Here is a 19,982-nt window from a genome sequence, read left to right as displayed (position 1 = left end):
TATCGGCGCACGGCGCCCACCGGCGGGTGCCAGAGTAAGCCTAGGGGAATCTCCTCAAGGCCCCCAAATCCAGGTAAACGCCAGGCCAAACAACGCCTCCAGGGGGCGGCGGACGAGACCGCACCCACTGAACAGGGTCAGCGCCAGGGCGGCGGTCGACCTCAGGCGGCCCAGCTGCGCAGGCGCTGCTCCACCGCGGCACGGCCCGCGGGGCTGGTCATCAGCACCAAGGTGACCCCGGCCCCGACCACCTGCGATTCCTCCGGGTGGAAGACCCAGCGACCGCCCTGGTGCAAGGCCAGCAACACATGCTCGCGCGAACGCGGCAGCAACTCGGCCAGCGCCATCGTGGGCAGCCCCGCGGGCACGCTCACCTCTTCGACGCGCATGGCCTCTTCGCTGTGCATCATCTGCTCCATGAAGTTCACCACCTGCGGGCGCAGCATGGCGGACGCGATGTGCATGCCCCCGGTGAAGTCGGGCGACACGATCTCGTCGGCGCCGGCGCGGCGGGCTTTCTTCTCGTTGCGGATGTCATGCAGGCGCACGACCACCCGCACCGTGGGCTGGATCAGCTTGACCGACAACGCAATCATCAGGTTGTGGCTGTCGTCCCCGGTGACGGCAAAGACGCCCGCCGCCCGCGCCACGCCAGCGCGCTGCAGGGCCTCGTCGTCGGCCGCGTCATCGTGCAGGTAGAGGGCCTGGGGGTGGTGCTCAAGCCAGCGGTCCAGGGCCGCGCGGTCGGGCTCGATCACCACCAGCGGGCGCCGGGTCAGGGTCAGCTCGTGGGCCACATTGGTGCCCACGCGGCCGATGCCGCAAACGATGTAGTGACCGGACAAGCCGGCGATCTCCTTGTCCATTCGCCGTCTCCTGAAGGCTGAGTTGAGGTCGTAATCCACCAGCAAGGCCACCAGGGTGGAGAACAGGTAGCTCATGGTGCCGATCCCGACCACGGCGATGGCCACCGTGAACAGGCGCCCCATCGGGTGGTGGGTCAGGTCCACCGTCTCACCATAGCCGATGGTGGCGATGGTGATGAACGTCATGTAGAAGCTGTCGATCCAGGTGGCGGTGGGGCGGCCGATGTAGTGGTAGCCCAAGGTGCCCAGCCCCTGGATCAACACCAACAGCGCCGCACCACGCAACAGTCCCGTGAAGTGGCGGTTGTGGAAGATGTTTTTCACGGATTGGATCGAGTGCGCAGACCGCTGAAATTGTAGCCACCACGGGGCCACCAAAGCGGTGCATTCGTGGCGCCAAAATGCACCAAAACGACCGGCCCGATCGCGTGAAATCACGTTAAAGTTTCACATCTGCGTCAATCTGATTATTTGGCAGGCGACCCGGCCCACCTTCTCTTTCATGCACCCTCTCCAGCGAGATTGGCACAAGCTGCGACTGCTCCACCAGCGCTGGCTCAATGAACACGACCGCGTGACCGGCACCGCAGGCGACATCAACCTGCAGCGCCTGCGCCTGTTGGCGCCCGCGGTGGCCGTCATCAATGGCTTGCTGTGCTTTGTGTTTGGCATGCGGCTGCTGCTGGCGGACCTGCATGCGACGGTGCAGGTCTGGCAGGTGCAGTTGCTGCTGGCGCACCTCGTGATGGGCGGGGTGATGGTGGCCTTGGCCGCCGGGGCCCAGCACTGGCGCCATGCCAGCCGCCGCTGGTTCGGCCGCTGGTTGCCCACGGTGGCCATGGGCCTGAGCCTGGGCTTCAGTGTGCTGCTGGCCTGCATCGACCAGTTGGTCACGCCCAGCATCGCCCCGTTCCTGCTCGGTTGCATGATGACCGCGTTGGCATTCCACCAGCGGCCAACCGTCTCGGGCCTGTTGTACGGCGCGTCGGCGATCGCATTTTTTGTCTTCATGGGGCAGGCCCAGGACCAGGCCGAAGCCCTGCTGTCCAACCGCATCAATGGCGTGGCCGGCTGCGTGATGGGCTGGACCCTGAGCGTCATGCTGTGGCGCAAGTTCACCTTGCTGACCCTGCAGCAGGCCGAACTCGAAAAAGCCAACAACGACCTGCAAATCAAACAGCGCGAACTTGAACGCCTGACCCGCGTCGATGGCCTCACCGGCCTGCTGAACCGCCTGACCTTTGTCGAGTTGACCCGGGGTGAACTGGCGCGCGCCCGGCGCCAGGGCACGGCCACCACCTTGTTGGTGCTGGACCTGGACCACTTCAAACGCATCAACGACAGCTGGGGCCACCCCGCGGGCGACGCGGTGCTGCGCCATGTCGCGGCGCTGTGCATGGGCACGGTGCGCAGCACCGACCTGGTTGGCCGCCTGGGGGGTGAAGAATTCATCGTGCTGCTGCCGGCCACCACCCCGGAAGCTGGCCGCAAGCTGGCCGAAAAGTTGCGCCAACGGCTGGAACAAAGCCCGGTGCGGGTGCAAGACCAGCTGATCCAGGTCACCGCCAGCATCGGCCTGTCGGGCGCGGGCCCGCAGGACAAAACCGCCGACTTCGACAGCCTGTACCAAGCTGCCGACCAGGCGCTTTACCTGGCCAAACACCAGGGCCGCAACCGCGTGGTCTGAGACCGCGCACCGCGCCCCGTCCCTGCCCCCGTACGGCGCCACGGCGCCACAGCGACCCGGGCCGCGCACCCACCCGGGGCTCAGGCGGCCGAGGTGGCGCTGCCCTGGCCCAGCCAATGCAGCACGCCCAAGCCGGCCTGGCGGCCCGTGGTCAGGCTCGCGGTGAGCAGGTAGCCCCCCGTGGGGGCTTCCCAGTCGAGCATTTCGCCCGCGCAGAACACGCCAGGCGACTCGCGCAGCATGAGCTGCTCGTCCAGCCCCTCAAAGGCCACGCCCCCGGCGCTGCTGATGGCTTCGTCCAGCGGCCGGGTGGCCACCACCGTGATGGGCAAGGCCTTGATGGCCGCGGCCAGGGTGGCGGGGTCGGCCAGGGCCTCGCGGCTCAGCAACTCGTTGAGGATGGCCATCTTGATGCCCTCCAGCCCCAGACGCCCCTTGAGGTGGCTGGACAGGGAGCGCGAACCCCGGGGGTGTCGCACCTCGCTGAACACGCGCTCGGCCGAGTGATCGGGCAGCAGGTCGAGGTGGAACGTGGCCTGCCCCTGGTGCGCCACCGCGTCGCGCAGCGCGGCGGAGACCGCGTAGATCAAGCTGCCCTCGACCCCGCTGGCGGTGGCCACAAACTCACCACGGCGCTCGAACACCGTGCCGTCGGGGGCGCTGAAGCGCAGGGCCACCGACTTGAAAGGCTGGCCCGCAAAACGCTGGCTGAAGAACGGCGTCCAGCCCACCGCGGGGGAGGCCTCAGCGGCGCCATCGGCCGGCGCCGCCGCCAGGCGCCCCGGGGCCGCGACGTCGAAACCGCAATTCGAAGGCCGCAGCGGCGACACCGCCACACCACGCTCGCGCAACAAGGCCTGCCAGGCGCCGTCCGAGCCCAAACGTGCCCAGCTGCCGCCCCCCAAGGCCAGCACCACGGCACGGGCCTCGACCCGCACCGGGCCCGCCGGGGCCTGGAAGTTCAGGGCCCCGTCGCTCCCCCAGCCCAGCCACCGGTGGCGCATGTGGAACTGCACACCCTGCTGGCGCAACTGGTGCAACCAGGCACGCAGCAGCGGCGCGGCCTTCATGTCGGTCGGGAACACGCGCCCCGAACTGCCCACAAAAGTGCTCACGCCCAAGCCTTCGGCCCAGGCGCGCACCTCGGGCCCGCCAAAGGTTTGCAACCAGGGTGCCAGCACCGCGCTGCGGCCGCCAAAGCGGCTGACAAAGGGATCGAGGGGTTCCGAGTGGGTCAGGTTCAGCCCCCCCTTGCCGGCCAGCAGGAACTTGCGCCCCACCGACGGCATGGCGTCGTACAGGTGCACCGGCACGCCTGCCGAGGCCAGCACCTGAGCGGCCATCAGGCCCGCGGGCCCGCCGCCCACCACCACGACCGGCAGGTCGGTCGGGCTCGAGGCCCTGCGGGTCGGTTGAGGGGAGGAAGGGGAAATAAGGGACTCGGTCATGGCTTCACTGCGCAATTCAAAAGGTGCGGCGCCAGCCCAGCTGATGCCGCACAACAAACCGCCGAGTATGACGGACGCTCAGGCCTCGCCAGCGCTGCGAGTCGGACACCGCCGCGGCCCCTTGCGGTCGAAGTCCCTGCACACGGCCCCGCCCCCCAGTGCGTCCCCAGTGCGCCACCCGATGCGCGCCCCGCGCGGGCCCTGGGCGCGCGGCGGGTGGCGCACCACCGGGCCCATCGCTTTTGCCTATGCGCGCCATAGCCGAAGCAGCGACCATGCAAAGCCTTGGTTTCTGTCACAATGCCGCCAATTCAGCTGCAACAGCAACTCAATCAACCGTTTCATTCCAAGGAAACAGCACCATGGCCAGCGACCTGATCAAACACATTTCCGACGCCTCCTTCGAAGCCGATGTCCTGCAAGCCGACAAGCCCGTGCTGGTCGACTACTGGGCCGAGTGGTGCGGTCCTTGCAAGATGATTGCCCCCATCCTCGACGAAGTCGCTGCCAGCTACGACGGCAAGCTGCAAATCGCCAAGATGAACGTCGACGAGAACCGCGACATCCCCGCCAAGTTCGGCATCCGTGGCATCCCCACGCTGATGCTGTTCAAGAACGGCCAACTGGCCGCCACCAAAGTGGGCGCCCTGAACAAGACCGCCCTGACGGCCTTCATCGACCAGCAACTGGCCTGAGCCTTCCCTGACCGTTCGGGTCCTTGACGCGCACGCCAAGGACCCGCCTCACGGCGAGCCGCCCTGCTGAAACGGGTCGCCAGATTTTCCTGTCATAATCAGCCAAATTCACTGGGCAGCAGACAACTTCCCGGCTCGAGTTACCGGTTTGCGAGGCCTCTCTCGCCTCCCCCCAAACCTCCCCCGAATTTTTCAGCCCGCAAGGCATTTTTGGGCGACCCCATTCCGGGTCTGTCCCTGCAGGACCCTCCATGCATTTGAATGAACTCAAGGCACTTCACGTGTCTGAAGTGTTGAAGCAAGCCGAAGAGCTTGAAATTGAAAACACCGGTCGCATGCGCAAGCAGGAGTTGATGTTTGCGATCATCAAGAAGCGGGCCAAAGCGGGCGAACAGGTGTTTGCGGATGGCGTGCTGGAAATCCTGCCAGATGGCTTCGGTTTTCTGCGCAGCCCGGACAGCAGCTACACGGCCAGCACCGACGACATCTACATCTCGCCGAGCCAAGTGCGTCGTTTCAACCTGCACACCGGTGACATGATCGAAGGCGAAGTGCGCACCCCCAAGGATGGCGAGCGCTACTTTGCCCTGACCAAGCTCGACGCCGTCAACGGCGGCCCGCCGGAGCAGAACAAGCACAAGGTCATGTTCGAAAACCTGACCCCGCTGTTCCCCAAAGAGCAGATGAAGCTCGAGCGCGAGATCAAGAGCGAAGAGAACATCACCGGCCGCATCATCGACATCATCTCGCCCATCGGTCGCGGCCAGCGCGCCCTGATCGTGGCGCCGCCCAAGAGCGGCAAGACGGTGATGATGCAGCACATCGCCCACGCCATCACCGCCAACAACCCCGATGTGCACCTGATGGTGCTGCTGGTCGATGAGCGCCCCGAAGAAGTGACGGAAATGCAGCGCTCGGTGAAGGGCGAAATCATTGCCTCCACCTTCGACGAGCCGGCCGCCCGCCACGTGCACGTGGCCGAAATGGTGATCGAGCGCGCCAAGCGCCTGGTCGAACTCAAGAAGGACGTGGTGATCCTGCTGGACTCCATCACCCGCCTGGCCCGCGCCTACAACAACGTGGTGCCGTCCTCGGGCAAGGTGCTGTCCGGCGGTGTCGACTCCAACGCCCTGCAACGCCCCAAGCGCTTCTTTGGCGCCGCGCGCAAGGTCGAGGAAGGCGGTTCGCTGACCATCATCGCCACCGCGCTGGTCGACACCGGCAGCCGCATGGACGAAGTGATCTTTGAAGAATTCAAGGGCACCGGCAACTGCGAAATCCACCTCAGCCGCCGCCTGTACGAAAAGCGCGTGTTCCCGGCCATCGAGCTCAACAAGAGCGGCACGCGCCGCGAAGAGCTGCTGCTGCCGCCCGAGATCCTGCAGAAGACCCGCATCCTGCGCCAGTTCATGTACAACATGGACGAGATCGAGTCGATGGAACTCATGATCAAGAACATGAAGGCCACCAAGACCAATGTGGACTTCTTCGACATGATGCGCCGCGGCGGCTGAACGCCCCCCGCCATCGTCAGCGCCCCGCCCTGGGCGCGCTGCCCGTCCCGCACGCCGATCCGGCCTGCGGGATTTTTTTTGGCCGTCCGGCGCCAGACCGGGGCCGCACCGCACGGTGGGCGGCCCCGGCCTCCGGGTGCACCAAAACCAATCCGGGCGCACCGAAGGCGGCCGCCCAGGCACCAAAGTCGCTCTGAATTTGGCCCTGGGGCGGCGCGCTCACCGGGTGTTTCACCCCTTCACAAGTTGGCCCAGAACCTGCTAAGTTGATAACTGTCGACAGAAGACTGTCGAAGATCAACCCTCAATGCGGCGTTTTATGCCAGTGCCTCACGCCCGCTTTGACTTCCAGGAAGGACCGGCGCATGACCTCGACAACCCCCTCGCCCAGCGAACAACAGGTGCGTGAAGACCTGGCGGCGGCCTACCGCCTGATCGCCCACTTTGGCCTGGACGACAGCATCTACACCCACATCTCGGCACGCGTGCCAGGCACCGAGGACCAGTTCCTGATCAACCCCTACGGCCTGCTGTTCAAGGACATCACGGCCTCCTCGCTGGTCAAGATCGACCTGGAGGGGCGCATCCTGGAGCCCTCGCCCTACGATGTGAACCCGGCCGGCTTCACCATCCACAGCGCGGTGCATTCGGCGCGCCACGACGCAGGCTGTGTGGTGCACACCCACACCGTGGCCGGGGTGGCGGTGTCCTCGCTGGACGGCGGCTTGCAACCCTGCAACCAATGGGCGCTGCAGTTCTACAACCGCGTCGTCTACCACGAGTTCGAGGGCATCGCGCTGGACCTGGATGAGCGTGCCCGCCTGATCGCCGACCTGGGCCCGACCGCCCGCGCCATGATCCTGCGCAACCACGGCCTCATGACCCTGGCCCCCACGGTGGCGCAGGCCCTGATCCTGATGATCAACCTGGACCGCGCCTGCCGCGTGCAACTGGCCATCCAGGCCAGCGGTCAGCCGGTGCGCCCGGTCTCGCCCGAGGTCTGTGAGCGCACGGCCCGCCAATACGAAAGCGGCGACAGCAACCGCCTGCCCGACTCGCCCGAGCCCAACCTGCGCGAATGGCGCGGCCTGCTCAAGCACCTCGAACGCCCGGCGCCCAGCAGCTTCCGCGACTGAGCGCCCACCCGGCCCCGTTCTTGCCCCTGATTCCCTGCCAGTCATTTCCACCCACCCCACCACCTCAAAGGAAACCGTGCCATGAAGCGTCGTGAACTGATTCAACTGGGGGCCGCCAGCAGCCTGGGCCTGAGCATTGCGGGCGTTCCGCTGAGCGCCCTCGCGCAAGACAAGAAGGGCGGCGTGATCAACGTCCTGGTGCAGCCCGAGCCGCCTGGCCTGATGATGGGCATGGTGCAAAACGGCCCCACCCAGCTGATTGCCGGCAACATTTACGAGGGCCTGCTGCGCTACGACGACAAGCTCAACCCGCAGCCCTCGCTGGCCACGGCCTGGACGGTCAGCAAGGACGGCCTGGTCTACACCTTCAAGCTCAAGCCCAACGTCAAGTGGCACGACGGCAAGCCCTTCACCGCGGCCGACGTGGTGTTCTCGGTCGATGTGTTCCTGCGCAAGACGCACGCCCGCCTGCGCGGCAACCTGGAGCCGGTGGAGACCATCAAGGCGCTCGACCCGCTGACCGTCGAGTTCAAGCTCAAGTACCCGTTTGGCCCCTTCCTGGGTCTGTTTGAAACCGGCACCATGCCCATGGTGCCCAAGCACGTCTACGAGGGCACCGACTACGCCACCAACCCGGCCAACGCCACCCCGATCGGCACCGGGCCCTTCAAGTTCAAAGAGTGGGTCAAGGGCTCGTACATCCAGCTGGTGGCCAACGAGGCCTACCACACGCCCAACCTGCCGATGGTGGACAGCCTGTACTTCCACGTCATCCCCGATGCAGCGTCGCGGGCCGCGGCTTTCGAGTCGGGCAAGGTCGACATCGTGCCGGGCGGCGCGGTGGAATTCTTCGATGTGGTGCGCTTATCCAAGTTGCCCGGCGTGACCGTCACCACCAAGGGCTGGGAGTTCTTCTCGCCGCACTCCTGGCTGTGGCTGAACAACCGCAAGGCGCCGATGAACAACGTCAAGTTCCGCCAGGCCGTGATGTTCGCGATCGACCGCGAGGCCATGGCCAAGGTCGCCTGGCAAGGGTTTGCCAAGCCCGCCACCGGGCCCTTCAACAGCCACATCAAGTACTACAGCGCCGACGTGCCCAAGTACCCACGCAACCTCGAAAAAGCCAAGCAGCTGCTGGCCGAGTCGGGCTACAAGGGCGAGCCGCTGCGCCTGCTGCCCCTGCCCTACGGCGAATCGTGGCAGCGCCAGGCCGAAATCGTGCGCCAGAACCTGACCCAGGCCGGCATCAAGGTCGAGCTCACCGGCACCGACGTGGCGGGCTGGAACCAGCGCCTCAACGAATGGGACTACGACATCGCCTTCACCTACGTCTACCAGTACGGTGACCCGGCACTGGGCGTGGCCCGCAACTACACCAGCAGCAACATCGCCAAGGGCTCCCCCTTCAACAACGTCGAGGGCTACAGCAACAGCCGCGTCGACGCGCTGTTCGCCGCCGGCGCCCGCGCCACCGACCCCGAGTCGCGCGCCAAGGCTTACCTCGAGGTGCAAAAGCTGCTGCTCGAAGAAGTGCCTGTGGCCTGGCTGCACGAGATCAACTTCCCCACGCTGTACCGCAGCAAGGTGAAGAACCCGATCAGCTCGGGCATCGGCTTGAACGACAGCCTGAGCCGCGCCTCGCTGACCTGAGGCGCGCTGCGCCCTGGCCTGACCGCCCGCCCGGCGGCTCGGGCCGGCGTGACCCTTTTCACCCCACCCGACCGCTTCACCGCCTGCCCCGGACAAGCCCATGCAACGACTTCAGTTCATGCTCACGCGCACCGTGCAAGGCCTGCTGGCCCTGCTGCTGATCGCCACCGTCAACTTCCTGCTGATCCGCGCCGCCCCGGGCGACCCGGTGTCGGTGCTGGCCGGCGAGGCGGGGGCCACCGACGCCCAGTTTGTGGCCCAGTTGCGCCACGAGTTCGGCCTCGACCAACCACTGGGCACCCAGCTCACGCGCTACCTGGGCCATGTGGTGCAGGGCGACCTGGGGTTCTCGTACCGCCAGCAGCAGCCCGTGCTGCAGCTGATCCTCGACCGCCTGCCCGCCACCCTGCTGCTGACCGGCAGTGCCTTTGCGCTGTCACTGCTGTTTGGCGTGGCGCTCGGCGCCATGGCCAGCCGAAGGGTGGGCACCTGGGTGGACAGCGCGATCACCGTCGTCGCGCTGGTGTTTTACGCCACGCCCCTGTACTGGCTGGCGATGATGGCGGTGCTGGTCTTCACGGTGCAGATGGACTGGCTGCCAGGCTTTGGCTACTTCACGGTCGGCACCGCCCACCGCGGCCTGGCCTACGCCTGGGACGTGGCCCAGCACCTGATCCTGCCGGCCCTGACCCTGGCGCTGTTCTACATGGCGGTGTACGCCCGCATGACTCGGGCCTCGATGCTCGAGGTGGCCCAGATGGACTTCGTCAAAACCGCGCGGGCCAAGGGCGTGCGCCCGGGCCGCATCCAGCGCAACCACATCCTGCGCAATGCCCTGCTGCCGGTGGTCACGCTGGCCGGCATCCAGGCCGGCGGGATGATCGGCGGCGCCGTGCTGACCGAGACCGTCTTCGCCTGGCCCGGCATCGGGCGCCTGATGTTCGACGCCCTGCTGCAGCGTGACTACAACCTGCTGCTGGGCTGCTTCCTGATCACGGCCGCGATGGCCGTGCTGTTCAACCTGCTCACCGACCTGGTCTACACCCTGGTCGATCCGCGCATCGAAATGGCCTGAGGAGTCGCCCCATGAGCCCTGTTCGCCAAAACGCTTTCTGGCGCCGTTTCCGCCGCAACCGCGGCGCCGTGTTCGGCCTCATCGTGCTGGGCCTGGTGGGCCTGCTGGTGGCCTTTGGCCCGCTGCTGGCCAGCCACGACCCCTGGGACATGGTGGAGCAGCCCTTCCTGCAGCCGTTGCAGGAAAGCGGCTTCCCCATGGGCACCGACACCATGGGCCGCGACATCCTGTCGGGGGTGGTGCGCGGGGCCCGCATCTCGCTGTTGATCGGGGTCGTGTCGACCGTGGTGTCGCTGCTGATCGGGGTGTCGATTGGCGCCATCGCCGGCTACTTCGGGCGCTGGGTCGACGCCGCGCTGATGCGCTTCACCGAGCTGTTCCAGGCCATCCCCAGCTTTGCGCTGGCCATCGTGCTGGTGGCCATCTTCGAGCCCTCGGTCCAGTCGATTGTGGCGGCCATCGCCATCGTGTCCTGGCCGCCCGTGGCGCGCCTGGTGCGCGGCGAGTTCCTGACCCTGCGCCAGCGCGACTTCGTGGCCGCCGCGCTGCTGGCCGGCCAGAGCACGCCCCGCATCATCCTGACCCAGATCCTGCCCAACGCGGCCTCGCCCATCGTGGTGATGGCCTCGCTGATGGTGGCCACCGCCATCCTGCTCGAATCGAGCCTGAGCTTCCTCGGCCTGGGCGACCCCAACCAGATGAGCTGGGGCTACATGGTCGGCTCGGCGCGCACCGTGCTGCGCCAGGCCTGGTGGATGGCCGTGTTCCCGGGGCTGGCGATTGTGCTCACCGTGCTGGCCCTGAACCTGGTCGGCGAAGGCCTCAACGACGGGCTGAACGCCCGCCTGGACGGGAGACGCTGATGAACGCCGTGCTGGCCCCTCGCCTGGCTGACGAGCCCCTGCCCCACCCCGCTCCAGCCCCGACACACACCGCCTCTTTGGACGCCTCGCCCATGACCCTTGCCGCCCCCCAACAGCCCGTGCTCGACGTGCGCGGCCTCGACATCCGACTGCCCGCTGGCGGCGACCGCGCACTGGCCGTGCAAGGCGCCAGCTTCAGCCTGCAGCCGGGCCAGACCCTGTGCGTGGTGGGCGAGTCGGGCTCGGGCAAATCGATGATCGCCAACGCCATCATGGGCCTGCTGCCGCGCCCCCAGGTCGAACCCGTGGCCGGTCAAATCCTGTTCGACGGGGTCGACCTGCTGAGCCTCAACGAAGACCAGTTGCGCGAGCTGCGCGGCCAGCGCATCGGCATGGTGTTCCAGGAGCCGATGACCGCGCTCAACCCGGTGATGCGCATCGGCGAACAGATCGCCGAGGTGTTTGACGCCCACACCTCGCTGTCGGCCGGCGAGAAGCGCCAACGCATCCTGGCCGCCCTGGCCGATGTGGGCCTGCCCGACCCCGAACTGCTGATCGACAGCTACCCCTTCCGCCTGTCCGGCGGCCAGCGCCAGCGCGTCATGATCGCCTGCGCGCTGGTGCTGGAGCCGCGCCTGCTGATCGCCGACGAGCCCACCACCGCGCTCGACGTGACCACCCAGGCACAGATCCTCAAGCTCATGCGCGAACTGCAGCAGCGGCGCGGCACCGCGGTGCTGTTCATCACCCACGACTTTGGCGTGGTGTCCGAGATCGCCGACCAGGTGGTGGTGATGCAGACCGGCGTGGTGGTCGAATCAGGCCCCGCGCAAGACGTGCTGACCCGCCCGCAGCACCCCTACACCCGCAAGCTGATCGCCGCCATCCCCCAGGGCACGGCCCGGCTGGCTGAGCGCGAGGTCGACCCGCTGCATGTGCTGCAAGTGCAGGACCTGTGCAAGACCTACCGCACCGGCGGCAGCCTGTTCAAGCGCGGGCGCGAGGTCAGTGCGGCCCAGGGGGTGAGCTTCGAGCTGCGCCGGGGCCAGACGCTGGGCCTGGTGGGGGAGTCGGGCTCGGGCAAGTCGACCGTGGGCCGCTGCATCGTCGGCCTGGCGCCGTTTGACTCGGGGCGCATCCTGTTCAAGGGCCGCAACCTGATGTCGGGCGCGGCACTGCGCCAGCAAGCGCAGGGCAAGATTCAGATGGTCTTCCAGGACCCGTACGCCTCGCTCAACCCGCGCCACCGCATTGGCCCCACGCTGGCCGCCGGGCCCATCGCCCAGGGCGTGTCCCGCGAGGTGGCCCAGGCCCGCGCGCTGGAGTTGCTGCAACTGGTGGGCCTGGGGCCCGAGGCGGCCGAGCGCTTTCCGCATGAGTTCTCGGGCGGCCAACGCCAGCGCATCGGCATCGCCCGCGCCCTGGCCATGGAACCCGAGCTGCTGGTGGCCGACGAGCCGGTGTCCGCGCTCGACGTGTCGGTGCAGGCCCAGGTGCTCAAGCTGTTTGCCGAGGTGCGCGAGCGCTTCCAGCTGGCCATGGTCTTCATCACCCACGACCTGCGCGTGGCCGGTGAGATGTGCGACCACATCGCCGTCATGCAGCGCGGCCGCATCGTCGAGTACGGCCCCACGCACGAGGTGCTGAGCCGCCCGCAGCACGCCTACACCCGCACGCTGATCGAGGCCGTGCCCCGGCTGGCTCAGGCGGCCTGAGGGCGCTGCGCCCGAGCCCCCCAACCCGCCCCCGCAACACGCCACACGCCACCCCAACCGACCAGCCAACCGCGCCCATGTCCGATCCCCGCACCATCGCCTTTCTCAGCACCCTGATCCCCATGACCCACCTCGAGAAAGCCTACCGGGCCCGCTTCCCGCAGGCCGAGCTGCGTTTCCCGGGCGCACTCGGGGCGCTGGACGAGATCGAGGTGGCAGTCTGCTGGTACCCGCCTGAGGGCCTGATGGCGCAGATGCCGAAGCTGCAGCTGGTGCAGTCGGTGGGCGCCGGGGTGGACCACATCCGCGCCGACCCCGCCCTGCCCGATGTGCCGGTGTGCCGCATCATCGACCCCGACATGGGCCAGGGCATGACGGCCTACGTCTGCTGGGCGGTGACCCACCGGCAGCGCCACATGGGCGCCTACCTGGCCAGCGCCGCCGCGGGCCGCTGGGAAGAACAGCCGATCCAGCCCCCGCGCGAACACCGTGTCGGCATCGCGGGCCTGGGCACGCTGGGCCTGGCCTGCGCCCGGGCCTTGCTGGGCCTGGGCTACAGCGTGCGCGGCTGGAGCCGGTCCCCCAAACACGGGTTGCCTGCGGGGCTGCAGGCCTTCCACGGCGAGGCGCAACGCACTGAGTTCCTGCAAGGCTGCGACACCCTGGTCTGCCTGCTGCCGCTGACCGACGAAACGCGGGGCGTGCTGAGCCAGCCGCTGTTCGACCAGCTGCCACGCGGCGCCCACCTCATCAACGTGGGGCGCGGCGACCACCTGGTGGAGACCGACCTGCTGCAGGCCCTGGCGTCGGGCCAGCTGGGCGGCGCCACGCTGGACGCCTTCAGCCAGGAGCCCCTGCCGGCGCACCACCCCTTCTGGTCGGAAGCACGCATCACCATCACCCCGCACATCGCCACCCGCACCGCGCCCCGGGTGATCGCGGAACAAACCGCCCACAACCTCGCCCGCATCCGGGCCGGACGGGCGGCCGAGGTCGCGGTCGACCTGCAACGCGGCTACTGATTTTTGCCCCACCCCAAGGAAGCCCCATGTCCGACACCACCGCCCTGGCCCGCCAGGATATTGCCGCCCACCTGCACCCTTTCACCAACCTGGCGGCACACGCCGATGTCGGCCCGCTGATGGTCACGCGCGGCGACGGGATCTACGTCGAAGACGAGCAAGGGCGCCGCTACATCGAAGGCATGTCCGGCCTGTGGTGCAGCGCGCTGGGCTTCAGCCACCCGCGCCTGGTGGCGGCCGGCGTGAAGGCCTTGCAGACCCTGCCGTACTACCACACCTTCAACCACCGCTCGAACCCCGCCGTGGCCGAACTGGCCGAGCGCCTGCTGGCCGTGGCCCCGGTGCCGATGGCGCGCGTGTTCTTTGCCAACTCGGGCTCCGAGGCCAACGACAGCGCGGTGAAGATGATCTGGTACTACCACAACGCGATTGGCCAACCGAACAAGAAGAAGATCCTGGCGCGCCAGCGCGCCTACCACGGCGTCACCGTGGCCAGCGCCAGCCTCAGCGGCCTGCCCACCAACCACCGCGACTTCGACCTGCCGATCGACCGCATCTCGCACGTCGACTGCCCCCACCACTACCGCTACGGCCTGCCCGGCGAGAGCGAGGCCGACTTCGCCACCCGCTTGGCCGAGGCGCTGGAGCAGCGCATCCTGGCCGAAGGCCCGGACACCGTGGCGGCCTTCTTTGCCGAGCCGGTGATGGGCGCGGGGGGCGTCATCGTGCCACCGCAGACCTACTTCCCCAAGGTCCAGGCCGTGCTGCGCAAGTACGACGTGCTGCTGGTGGCCGACGAGGTGATCTGCGGCTTTGGCCGCACCGGCAACATGTTCGGCAGCACCACCCTGGGCCTGCAGCCCGACCTGCTGACCTGCGCCAAGGCCCTGTCCTCGGGCTATGTGCCGATCTCGGCGGTGATGGTGTCGCAGCGGGTGCACGAAGCCCTGGCCGCCAACAGCGGCAAGATCGGCACCTTCGGCCATGGCTACACCTACTCGGGCCACCCGGTGGCCTGTGCGATCGCGCTGGAGACCCTCAAGGTCTTTGAAGACGAACGCATCGTCGAGCGCGTGCGCGCCCTGACCCCGGCCTTCCAGGCCGGTCTGCACCAACTGGGCCAGCGTGCCAGCGTGGGCGAGTCGCGTGGCGTGGGCCTGATCGGTGCGCTGGAGCTGGTGGCCGACAAGGCCACGCGCCAGCCGCACGCCCCCGAGGTCAAGGCCGGTCCGCGCCTGGCGGCGCTGGCCCAGGCCGAAGGCCTGATCGTGCGCGCCATGGGCGACACGGTGGCCCTGTGCCCGCCGCTGATCATCAGCGAGGCCGAACTGGCCACGCTGTTCCAGCGCCTGGGCACCGCCTTCGACCGCTACGAACACGCGTCCGCCGCCTGAGGAGGCCTGGCCATGAAAGCCTTCTTTGCCCCCGATCAGTTGCTGCACACGCCGCAGCAGTTCATGCGCCTGGGCCGCCTCATGCCGCCGGCCGATCTGCCCAGCCGCGCCGACGCCCTGCAGGCCGCGCTGCACGGTTGCGGCGTGCCGGTGCACGAGCCCCCCGAGCTCGGCCGGGCCCCGCTGGAAGCGGTGCACAGCCTCGCCTACCTGGACTACCTGGAGACCGCCTGGCCGCGCTGGCAGGCACTGCGCCGCCCTGGCGTGGAGCCCGGCATCGAGGTGCTGCCCAACCTGGCGCCCTACCCGCGCGCGGGCGAGCCCGGGCGACGCGGCCCCTGCCCCTCGCCCTCGCTGGTGGCCCAGACCGGCTACTACATCGGCGACCTGTCGTGCCCGCTGGGGCCGGACAGCTGGCGCGCCATCCTGCGCTCGGCGCACTCTGCGGTGGCCGCCGCCGAGGCGGTCTGCACGGGCGAGCGCGCCGCCTACGCCCTGTGCCGCCCCTCGGGCCACCACGCCCAGCGCGACCGCGCCAGCGGCTTCTGCTTTGTCAACAACAGCGCCTGCGCGGCCGAGCGCCTGCGGCAAACCTTTGGCCGCGTGGCAGTGCTCGACGTCGACGCCCACCATGGCGATGGCACGCAGAACATCTTTTACGAGCGCGCCGACGTGATGACGGTGTCCACCCACGCCGACCCGAGCCAGTACTTTCCGTTCTACACCGGCTACGCCGAAGAGCGCGGTCTGGGCGCCGGGCTGGGCTGCAACCTGAACCTGCCGCTGCGCCACGGCAGCGGCAACGCCGAGTTCGGCGCCGCGCTGGACAGCGCCGTCCTCGCCTTGCGCGACTTCGCCCCCCGGGCCCTGGTGCTGGCACTGGGCTTTGACACCTACAAGGACGACCCGATCAGCGTGCTGCGACTCGACTTTGACGCCTACCGCCAGGTCGGTGCGCAGGTGCGCGCCCTGGGCTTGCCCACGGTGGTGGTGCAAGAGGGCGGCTACATGGTCGAGGCCATCGGCCCGGGCCTCAGCGCCTTCCTGGAAGGCCTGCATGGCTGAACCCCACAGCGCCACCGCCCAGCCCGCGGCGCCCCCTGCCGCGGCCGCCTCGCAGCGCAGCGGCATGCTGCTGTTCCTGGGCGCCCTGCTGGCCTTTGCCTGCTACGACGCCTTTGCCAAGCAGATGCTGTTCCATTACCCGGCCACGCTGATGAACCTGACGCGCTACCTCGCGGTCGGCGGCATGGCCGCGGTGCTGCTGTGGCGCCATGGCGACTGGCGGGTCTGGCGCCAACCGCACCAGCGGCTCTTGCTGCTGCGCAGCCTGATGCTGGCCATCGTCGCCACCAGTTTCATGACCGCGCTGGCCAGCATGCCCCTGGCCGAGGCCACGGCGATCTATTTCACCGCCCCGCTGATGATGGTGGCGCTGTCGCCGTGGGTGCTGGGCGAGCGCGTGGGCCGCGTGCAATGGGTGGCGGTGTGGGTGGGCTTCGCCGGCATGCTGCTGATCGTGCGCCCCGGCGGCGCGCTGCCGCTGGCCGGCACCTTGCTGATGGCGCTGGCCGCCGTCTGCTACGCGCTGTTCCAGGTGCTGACCCGGCGCCTGGCCGGGCTGGTGCCCGCCCCGGTGCAGTTCGCCTACATGGCCGCGGTGTGCCTGCTGGTGACCAACCTGCCGGCGCTGTTCACCCCGCCCGTGGCCTGGCCCGGGCCTGCGGAATGGGCGCTGCTGATCGCCGGCGGCACGGTCAGCGGTGGCGCCCAGTTGCTGCTGCTGGCGGCGTTCCGGCGTGTCTCGGCGGCCACGCTGGCGCCGATGAATTACCTGCAACTGCTGCTGGCGGTGCTGATCAGCACCTTCTGGTTCCAGCGGGCGCCCGACGGGGTGGCGCTGCTGGGCATTGCCCTGATCATGGGGGCGGGTGTCTACCTGGCGTTGCCCAGGCGCTTAAAGTAGCGCCCCGACGCCGTGTGCCGCCGCACAGCCCCTGAAAAAAAGAGGAGATATGCAGCCCTTCCAACCCCTGAACCCCGCCCAACCCAATGCCCCCGCCGGGGCCGGGTTTTCGTCGATCGAGCTGCCCGACCTGGTGGCGGTGGTCGAGGCCCAGTTGCAGCAGGCCATCGTGGCCGGCCGCCTGGGCCCCGGTGAACGCATCGTCGAGGCCGAACTCGCCCGCCAGATGGGCGTCAGCCGCGCCCCGGTGCGCGAAGCCGCACGGCGCCTGGAGAGCCAGGGCCTGCTGGTCTCGCGCCCGCGCCACGGCTTTGCGGTGCGCACCATCACGCCCAAGGAGATCGACGACCTGTTCCAGGTCCGCATCGGCCTCGAGCGCATGGCCACCGGCCTGGCCTGCCAGCACGCCAGCGAGGCACAGCTGGCGCAGCTGCAGGCCCGCGTCGACGAGATGGTGCGCCAGGCGCCGCGCTTGGCCCAGGCCGAGCGCGTGACGCTGGACCTGGGCATCCACGCTTACCTGTGTGAGATCTCGGGCAACGCCTACCTGCAACGCCTGTTCAACAACATGCAGACCGAGATCCGCATGATCCTGGCCCTCACCGAGGGCAGCTACCGCGACCCGGCGCTGATCGCCGAGTCGCACCAACCCCTGGTGCAAGCGCTGTTGCGGCGCGACGCCCAGGCCGCCGACCACGCGCTGCACCACCACCTGGTCGAAGGCCAGGAGCATGTGCAGGCCCTGTTCCGCCCCAGCCCACCGGCCGGCACCAACCCGCCCCCGTCACCGCCATGAAGATCGTCTACTCGGACCAGCACCAAGACCACGACCCGCAACAGTTCATCGTGCGCGGGCGCCTCAAGCGCAGCAACGAGCAGCCCGAGCGCGCCTACCGCCTGCTGGCCTCGGCCCAGGCCGCCGGCCACCCGGTGCTGGCCCCCGAAGACCACGGCGCCGGCCCACGCGCGGCCGTCCACACCCCGCAATACCTGCATTTCCTCGAAACCGCCTGGGCCCGCTGGCAGGCCCTGGAGGGCGCCTCCGACGAGGTCATGCCCAATGTCTACCCCTTCCCCGGCCAGCCCTGCAGCTACCCCGACAGCCTGGTTGGCCAGGCCGGCTACCACATGGGCGACAACGCTTGCAGCATTGGCCAGCACACCTGGCGCGCGGCCACGCAATCAGCCCAGGTGGCCACCCACGCCGCGCAACTGGTGCTGGACGGCGAGCACGCCGCCTACGCGCTGTGCCGCCCCCCGGGCCACCATGCCTACGCCGACCGCGCCAACGGCTTCTGCTACCTGAACAACGCCGCCATCGCGGCCCAGCACCTGCGCCAGCGCCATGCGCGCGTCGCGATCCTGGATGTGGACGTGCACCACGGCAACGGCACCCAGGGCATCTTCTGGCGCCGCAACGATGTGCTGACCGTGTCACTGCATGGCGACCCGCACTTCTGCACGCCGTTTTTCACCGGCCACGCGCACGAGCGCGGCGAGGGCGATGGGCTGGGCTACAACCTCAACCTGCCGCTGCCCAAGGGCACCGACACCCCGGCTTACCTGCAGGCCCTGGCCCGCGCCTGCACCGCCGTGCGGGCCTTTGCACCGGGCGCCCTGGTGGTCAGCCTGGGGCTGGACGCCCACGAGCGCGACCCCTACCAGGCCATGGCCGTCACCACCGAGGGCTTTGCGCTGATCACCGCCGAGATCGCCCGCCTGGGCCTGCCCACCGTGCTGGTGCAGGAAGGCGGTTACCTGTCCGACGACCTGGGCCCCAACCTGGCCAGCGCCCTGCGCGGCTTCGAGGCGGGGGTCTGAGATGGTGGCCACCTCGCAGCCCCCCCTCGGCACGCCCCCCAGCGCCCCGGACGACGAGGCCATCGACCTGCCCGGCGCCGCCGTGCTCAACGCGCCCCCCGCCCCGTTTGCCCTGGCCCAGGCGCAGGCGCTGCTGCGCCAGCACTACGGGCTGGAGGCGCAGTTCAGCCCCCTGAGCGGTGAGCGCGACGCCAACTTCCTGGTCACGCCGCACGAGGGCCCGCGCGCCATGCTGAAAATCTCGCACCCGCTCGAATCCCCCCTGGTGGCCGATTTTCAAACCCAGGCGCTGCGCCACCTCGCGCACAGCGACCCCAGCCTGCCGGTGCAGCGCCTGCTGCCCACCCGCGACGGCGCCGACGCCGTGCTGCTGCCCTGCGCCGGTGGCCAGACCCGCGTGATGCGCCTGTTCAGCTACCTGGAGGGCCTGCCCATGCCGCAAGCGCCCCGCTCGGCGGCCCAGCGCGCCAGCGTGGCGCAGGCCCTGGCCCGGCTGGACCGCGCCCTCAGCGGCCTGCAGCACCCGGCCAGCCGCCTGGCCCTGCCCTGGGACATCCAGTACGCGCACCGTGCACGGGGCCTGCTGCGCCACGTGCCCGACCCGGCGCGCCGCGCGCTGGCCGAACGCGCACTCGACGCGTTTGAATCCCAGGCCCTGCCCCGGCTGGCGAGCCTGCGCCGCCAGGCCATCCACAACGACTTCAACATCTACAACCTGCTGGTCGACCCGGCCGCCCCCGAGCGCCTGAGCGGCATCCTCGACCTCGGCGACATGGTGCATGCGCCCCTGGTCGATGACCTGGCGGTGGCCGCGTCCTACCAGATCGAGGTCGAGGGCGACCCCCTGGGCACGATGGCCGAGTTCTGCGCCGCCTACCACGCGGTGCTGCCCCTGCAGTCGGCCGAGCTGCAGGCCCTGCCCGCCCTGGTGCGCGCCCGCCTGGCCATGGTGGTGGCCATCAGTGGCTGGCGCGCGGCGCGCCAGCCCGACAACGCACCCTACCTGCTGCGCAACAACCCCATCTCGTGGGCCCGGCTGCAGGCCCTGGACGGGCTGGACCCGGCCCGCGCCAGCGCCGTGCTGCACCAGGCCTGCGGCCTGGCCCCGCTTTGAACCGGTCGAAAGCCCC

The 19,982-nt window shown here is 68.9% G+C and carries 17 protein-coding genes; 15 read left to right on the top strand and 2 right to left on the bottom strand.

The window, feature by feature from the left end; genetic code table 11:
- Positions 1 to 161: 161 nt before the first annotated feature.
- Positions 162 to 1,190, bottom strand: coding sequence for a potassium channel family protein (locus PSQ40_RS04475; RefSeq protein ID WP_273949109.1), 1,029 nt, complete (start codon positions 1,188 to 1,190; stop codon positions 162 to 164).
- Positions 1,191 to 1,368: 178 nt separating this feature from the next.
- Between PSQ40_RS04475 and PSQ40_RS04470 the strand changes: the two genes are divergently transcribed.
- Positions 1,369 to 2,553 carry a GGDEF domain-containing protein gene (locus PSQ40_RS04470; RefSeq protein WP_273949108.1) on the top strand — a complete coding sequence of 395 codons (1,185 nt, stop codon included), beginning with the start codon at positions 1,369 to 1,371 and terminating at the stop codon, positions 2,551 to 2,553.
- An 80-nt stretch (positions 2,554 to 2,633) separates the two neighbouring features.
- On the opposite strand, the gene PSQ40_RS04465 is transcribed toward PSQ40_RS04470, so the two are convergent.
- Entirely contained in the window at positions 2,634 to 4,001 is a 1,368-nt protein-coding gene (locus PSQ40_RS04465; RefSeq protein WP_273949107.1) for a TIGR03862 family flavoprotein, read from the bottom strand.
- Between the two features lie 362 nt (positions 4,002 to 4,363).
- Here PSQ40_RS04465 and trxA point away from each other — a divergent pair, with 362 nt between their 5' ends.
- The 14 genes from trxA (at position 4,364) to PSQ40_RS04395 (ending at position 19,966) form a co-directional block, all read left to right on the top strand.
- Complete coding sequence (trxA, locus tag PSQ40_RS04460; RefSeq protein ID WP_273949105.1) at positions 4,364 to 4,696, top strand: thioredoxin TrxA; 333 nt, start codon at positions 4,364 to 4,366, stop codon at positions 4,694 to 4,696.
- A gap of 251 nt (positions 4,697 to 4,947) precedes the next feature.
- The gene (rho, locus tag PSQ40_RS04455) at positions 4,948 to 6,210 is read left to right on the top strand and encodes a transcription termination factor Rho (RefSeq protein WP_273925805.1); all 1,263 of its coding nucleotides are present in this window, start codon (positions 4,948 to 4,950) and stop codon (positions 6,208 to 6,210) included.
- A 365-nt stretch (positions 6,211 to 6,575) separates the two neighbouring features.
- Positions 6,576 to 7,346 (top strand): class II aldolase/adducin family protein, encoded by a 771-nt coding sequence (locus PSQ40_RS04450; RefSeq protein ID WP_273949102.1) that lies wholly within the window; start codon positions 6,576 to 6,578, stop codon positions 7,344 to 7,346.
- Between the two features lie 81 nt (positions 7,347 to 7,427).
- Positions 7,428 to 8,996, top strand: coding sequence for an ABC transporter substrate-binding protein (locus PSQ40_RS04445; protein ID WP_273949100.1), 1,569 nt, complete (start codon positions 7,428 to 7,430; stop codon positions 8,994 to 8,996).
- A 100-nt stretch (positions 8,997 to 9,096) separates the two neighbouring features.
- Positions 9,097 to 10,071 carry an ABC transporter permease gene (locus PSQ40_RS04440; protein ID WP_273949099.1) on the top strand — a complete coding sequence of 325 codons (975 nt, stop codon included), beginning with the start codon at positions 9,097 to 9,099 and terminating at the stop codon, positions 10,069 to 10,071.
- Positions 10,072 to 10,082: 11 nt separating this feature from the next.
- A complete protein-coding gene (locus PSQ40_RS04435) occupies positions 10,083 to 10,934 on the top strand; it encodes an ABC transporter permease (protein WP_273949098.1) in 852 nt (283 codons plus the stop codon).
- A 92-nt stretch (positions 10,935 to 11,026) separates the two neighbouring features.
- A complete protein-coding gene (locus tag PSQ40_RS04430) occupies positions 11,027 to 12,649 on the top strand; it encodes an ABC transporter ATP-binding protein (protein WP_273949096.1) in 1,623 nt (540 codons plus the stop codon).
- 77 nt (positions 12,650 to 12,726) lie between these two features.
- Positions 12,727 to 13,671 carry a 2-hydroxyacid dehydrogenase gene (locus tag PSQ40_RS04425; protein ID WP_273949095.1) on the top strand — a complete coding sequence of 315 codons (945 nt, stop codon included), beginning with the start codon at positions 12,727 to 12,729 and terminating at the stop codon, positions 13,669 to 13,671.
- A 26-nt stretch (positions 13,672 to 13,697) separates the two neighbouring features.
- Positions 13,698 to 15,065, top strand: coding sequence for an aspartate aminotransferase family protein (locus tag PSQ40_RS04420; protein WP_273949094.1), 1,368 nt, complete (start codon positions 13,698 to 13,700; stop codon positions 15,063 to 15,065).
- A gap of 12 nt (positions 15,066 to 15,077) precedes the next feature.
- Complete coding sequence (locus PSQ40_RS04415) at positions 15,078 to 16,130, top strand: histone deacetylase family protein (protein ID WP_273949093.1); 1,053 nt, start codon at positions 15,078 to 15,080, stop codon at positions 16,128 to 16,130.
- Positions 16,123 to 17,031: a DMT family transporter gene (locus PSQ40_RS04410; RefSeq protein WP_273949091.1), complete on the top strand. Its 909-nt coding sequence runs from the start codon at positions 16,123 to 16,125 to the stop codon at positions 17,029 to 17,031. The genes PSQ40_RS04415 and PSQ40_RS04410 overlap by 8 nt, the downstream gene beginning before the upstream one ends.
- 49 nt (positions 17,032 to 17,080) lie before the next feature.
- Positions 17,081 to 17,827, top strand: coding sequence for a GntR family transcriptional regulator (locus PSQ40_RS04405; RefSeq protein ID WP_273949088.1), 747 nt, complete (start codon positions 17,081 to 17,083; stop codon positions 17,825 to 17,827).
- Positions 17,824 to 18,852 (top strand): histone deacetylase family protein, encoded by a 1,029-nt coding sequence (locus tag PSQ40_RS04400; RefSeq protein WP_273949086.1) that lies wholly within the window; start codon positions 17,824 to 17,826, stop codon positions 18,850 to 18,852. Before PSQ40_RS04405 ends, PSQ40_RS04400 begins: the two co-directional genes overlap by 4 nt.
- A gap of 1 nt (position 18,853) precedes the next feature.
- Complete coding sequence (locus tag PSQ40_RS04395; protein WP_273949085.1) at positions 18,854 to 19,966, top strand: phosphotransferase; 1,113 nt, start codon at positions 18,854 to 18,856, stop codon at positions 19,964 to 19,966.
- The last annotated feature ends 16 nt before the right edge of the window (positions 19,967 to 19,982 follow it).

Origin of the sequence: Curvibacter cyanobacteriorum, assembly GCF_028649475.1 — a bacterium.
Classification (GTDB): Bacteria; Pseudomonadota; Gammaproteobacteria; order Burkholderiales; family Burkholderiaceae_C; genus Curvibacter; species Curvibacter cyanobacteriorum.
The sequence above is the reverse complement of the archived record's forward strand: the minus strand, read 5'-3'. Positions and strand labels throughout refer to the sequence as shown.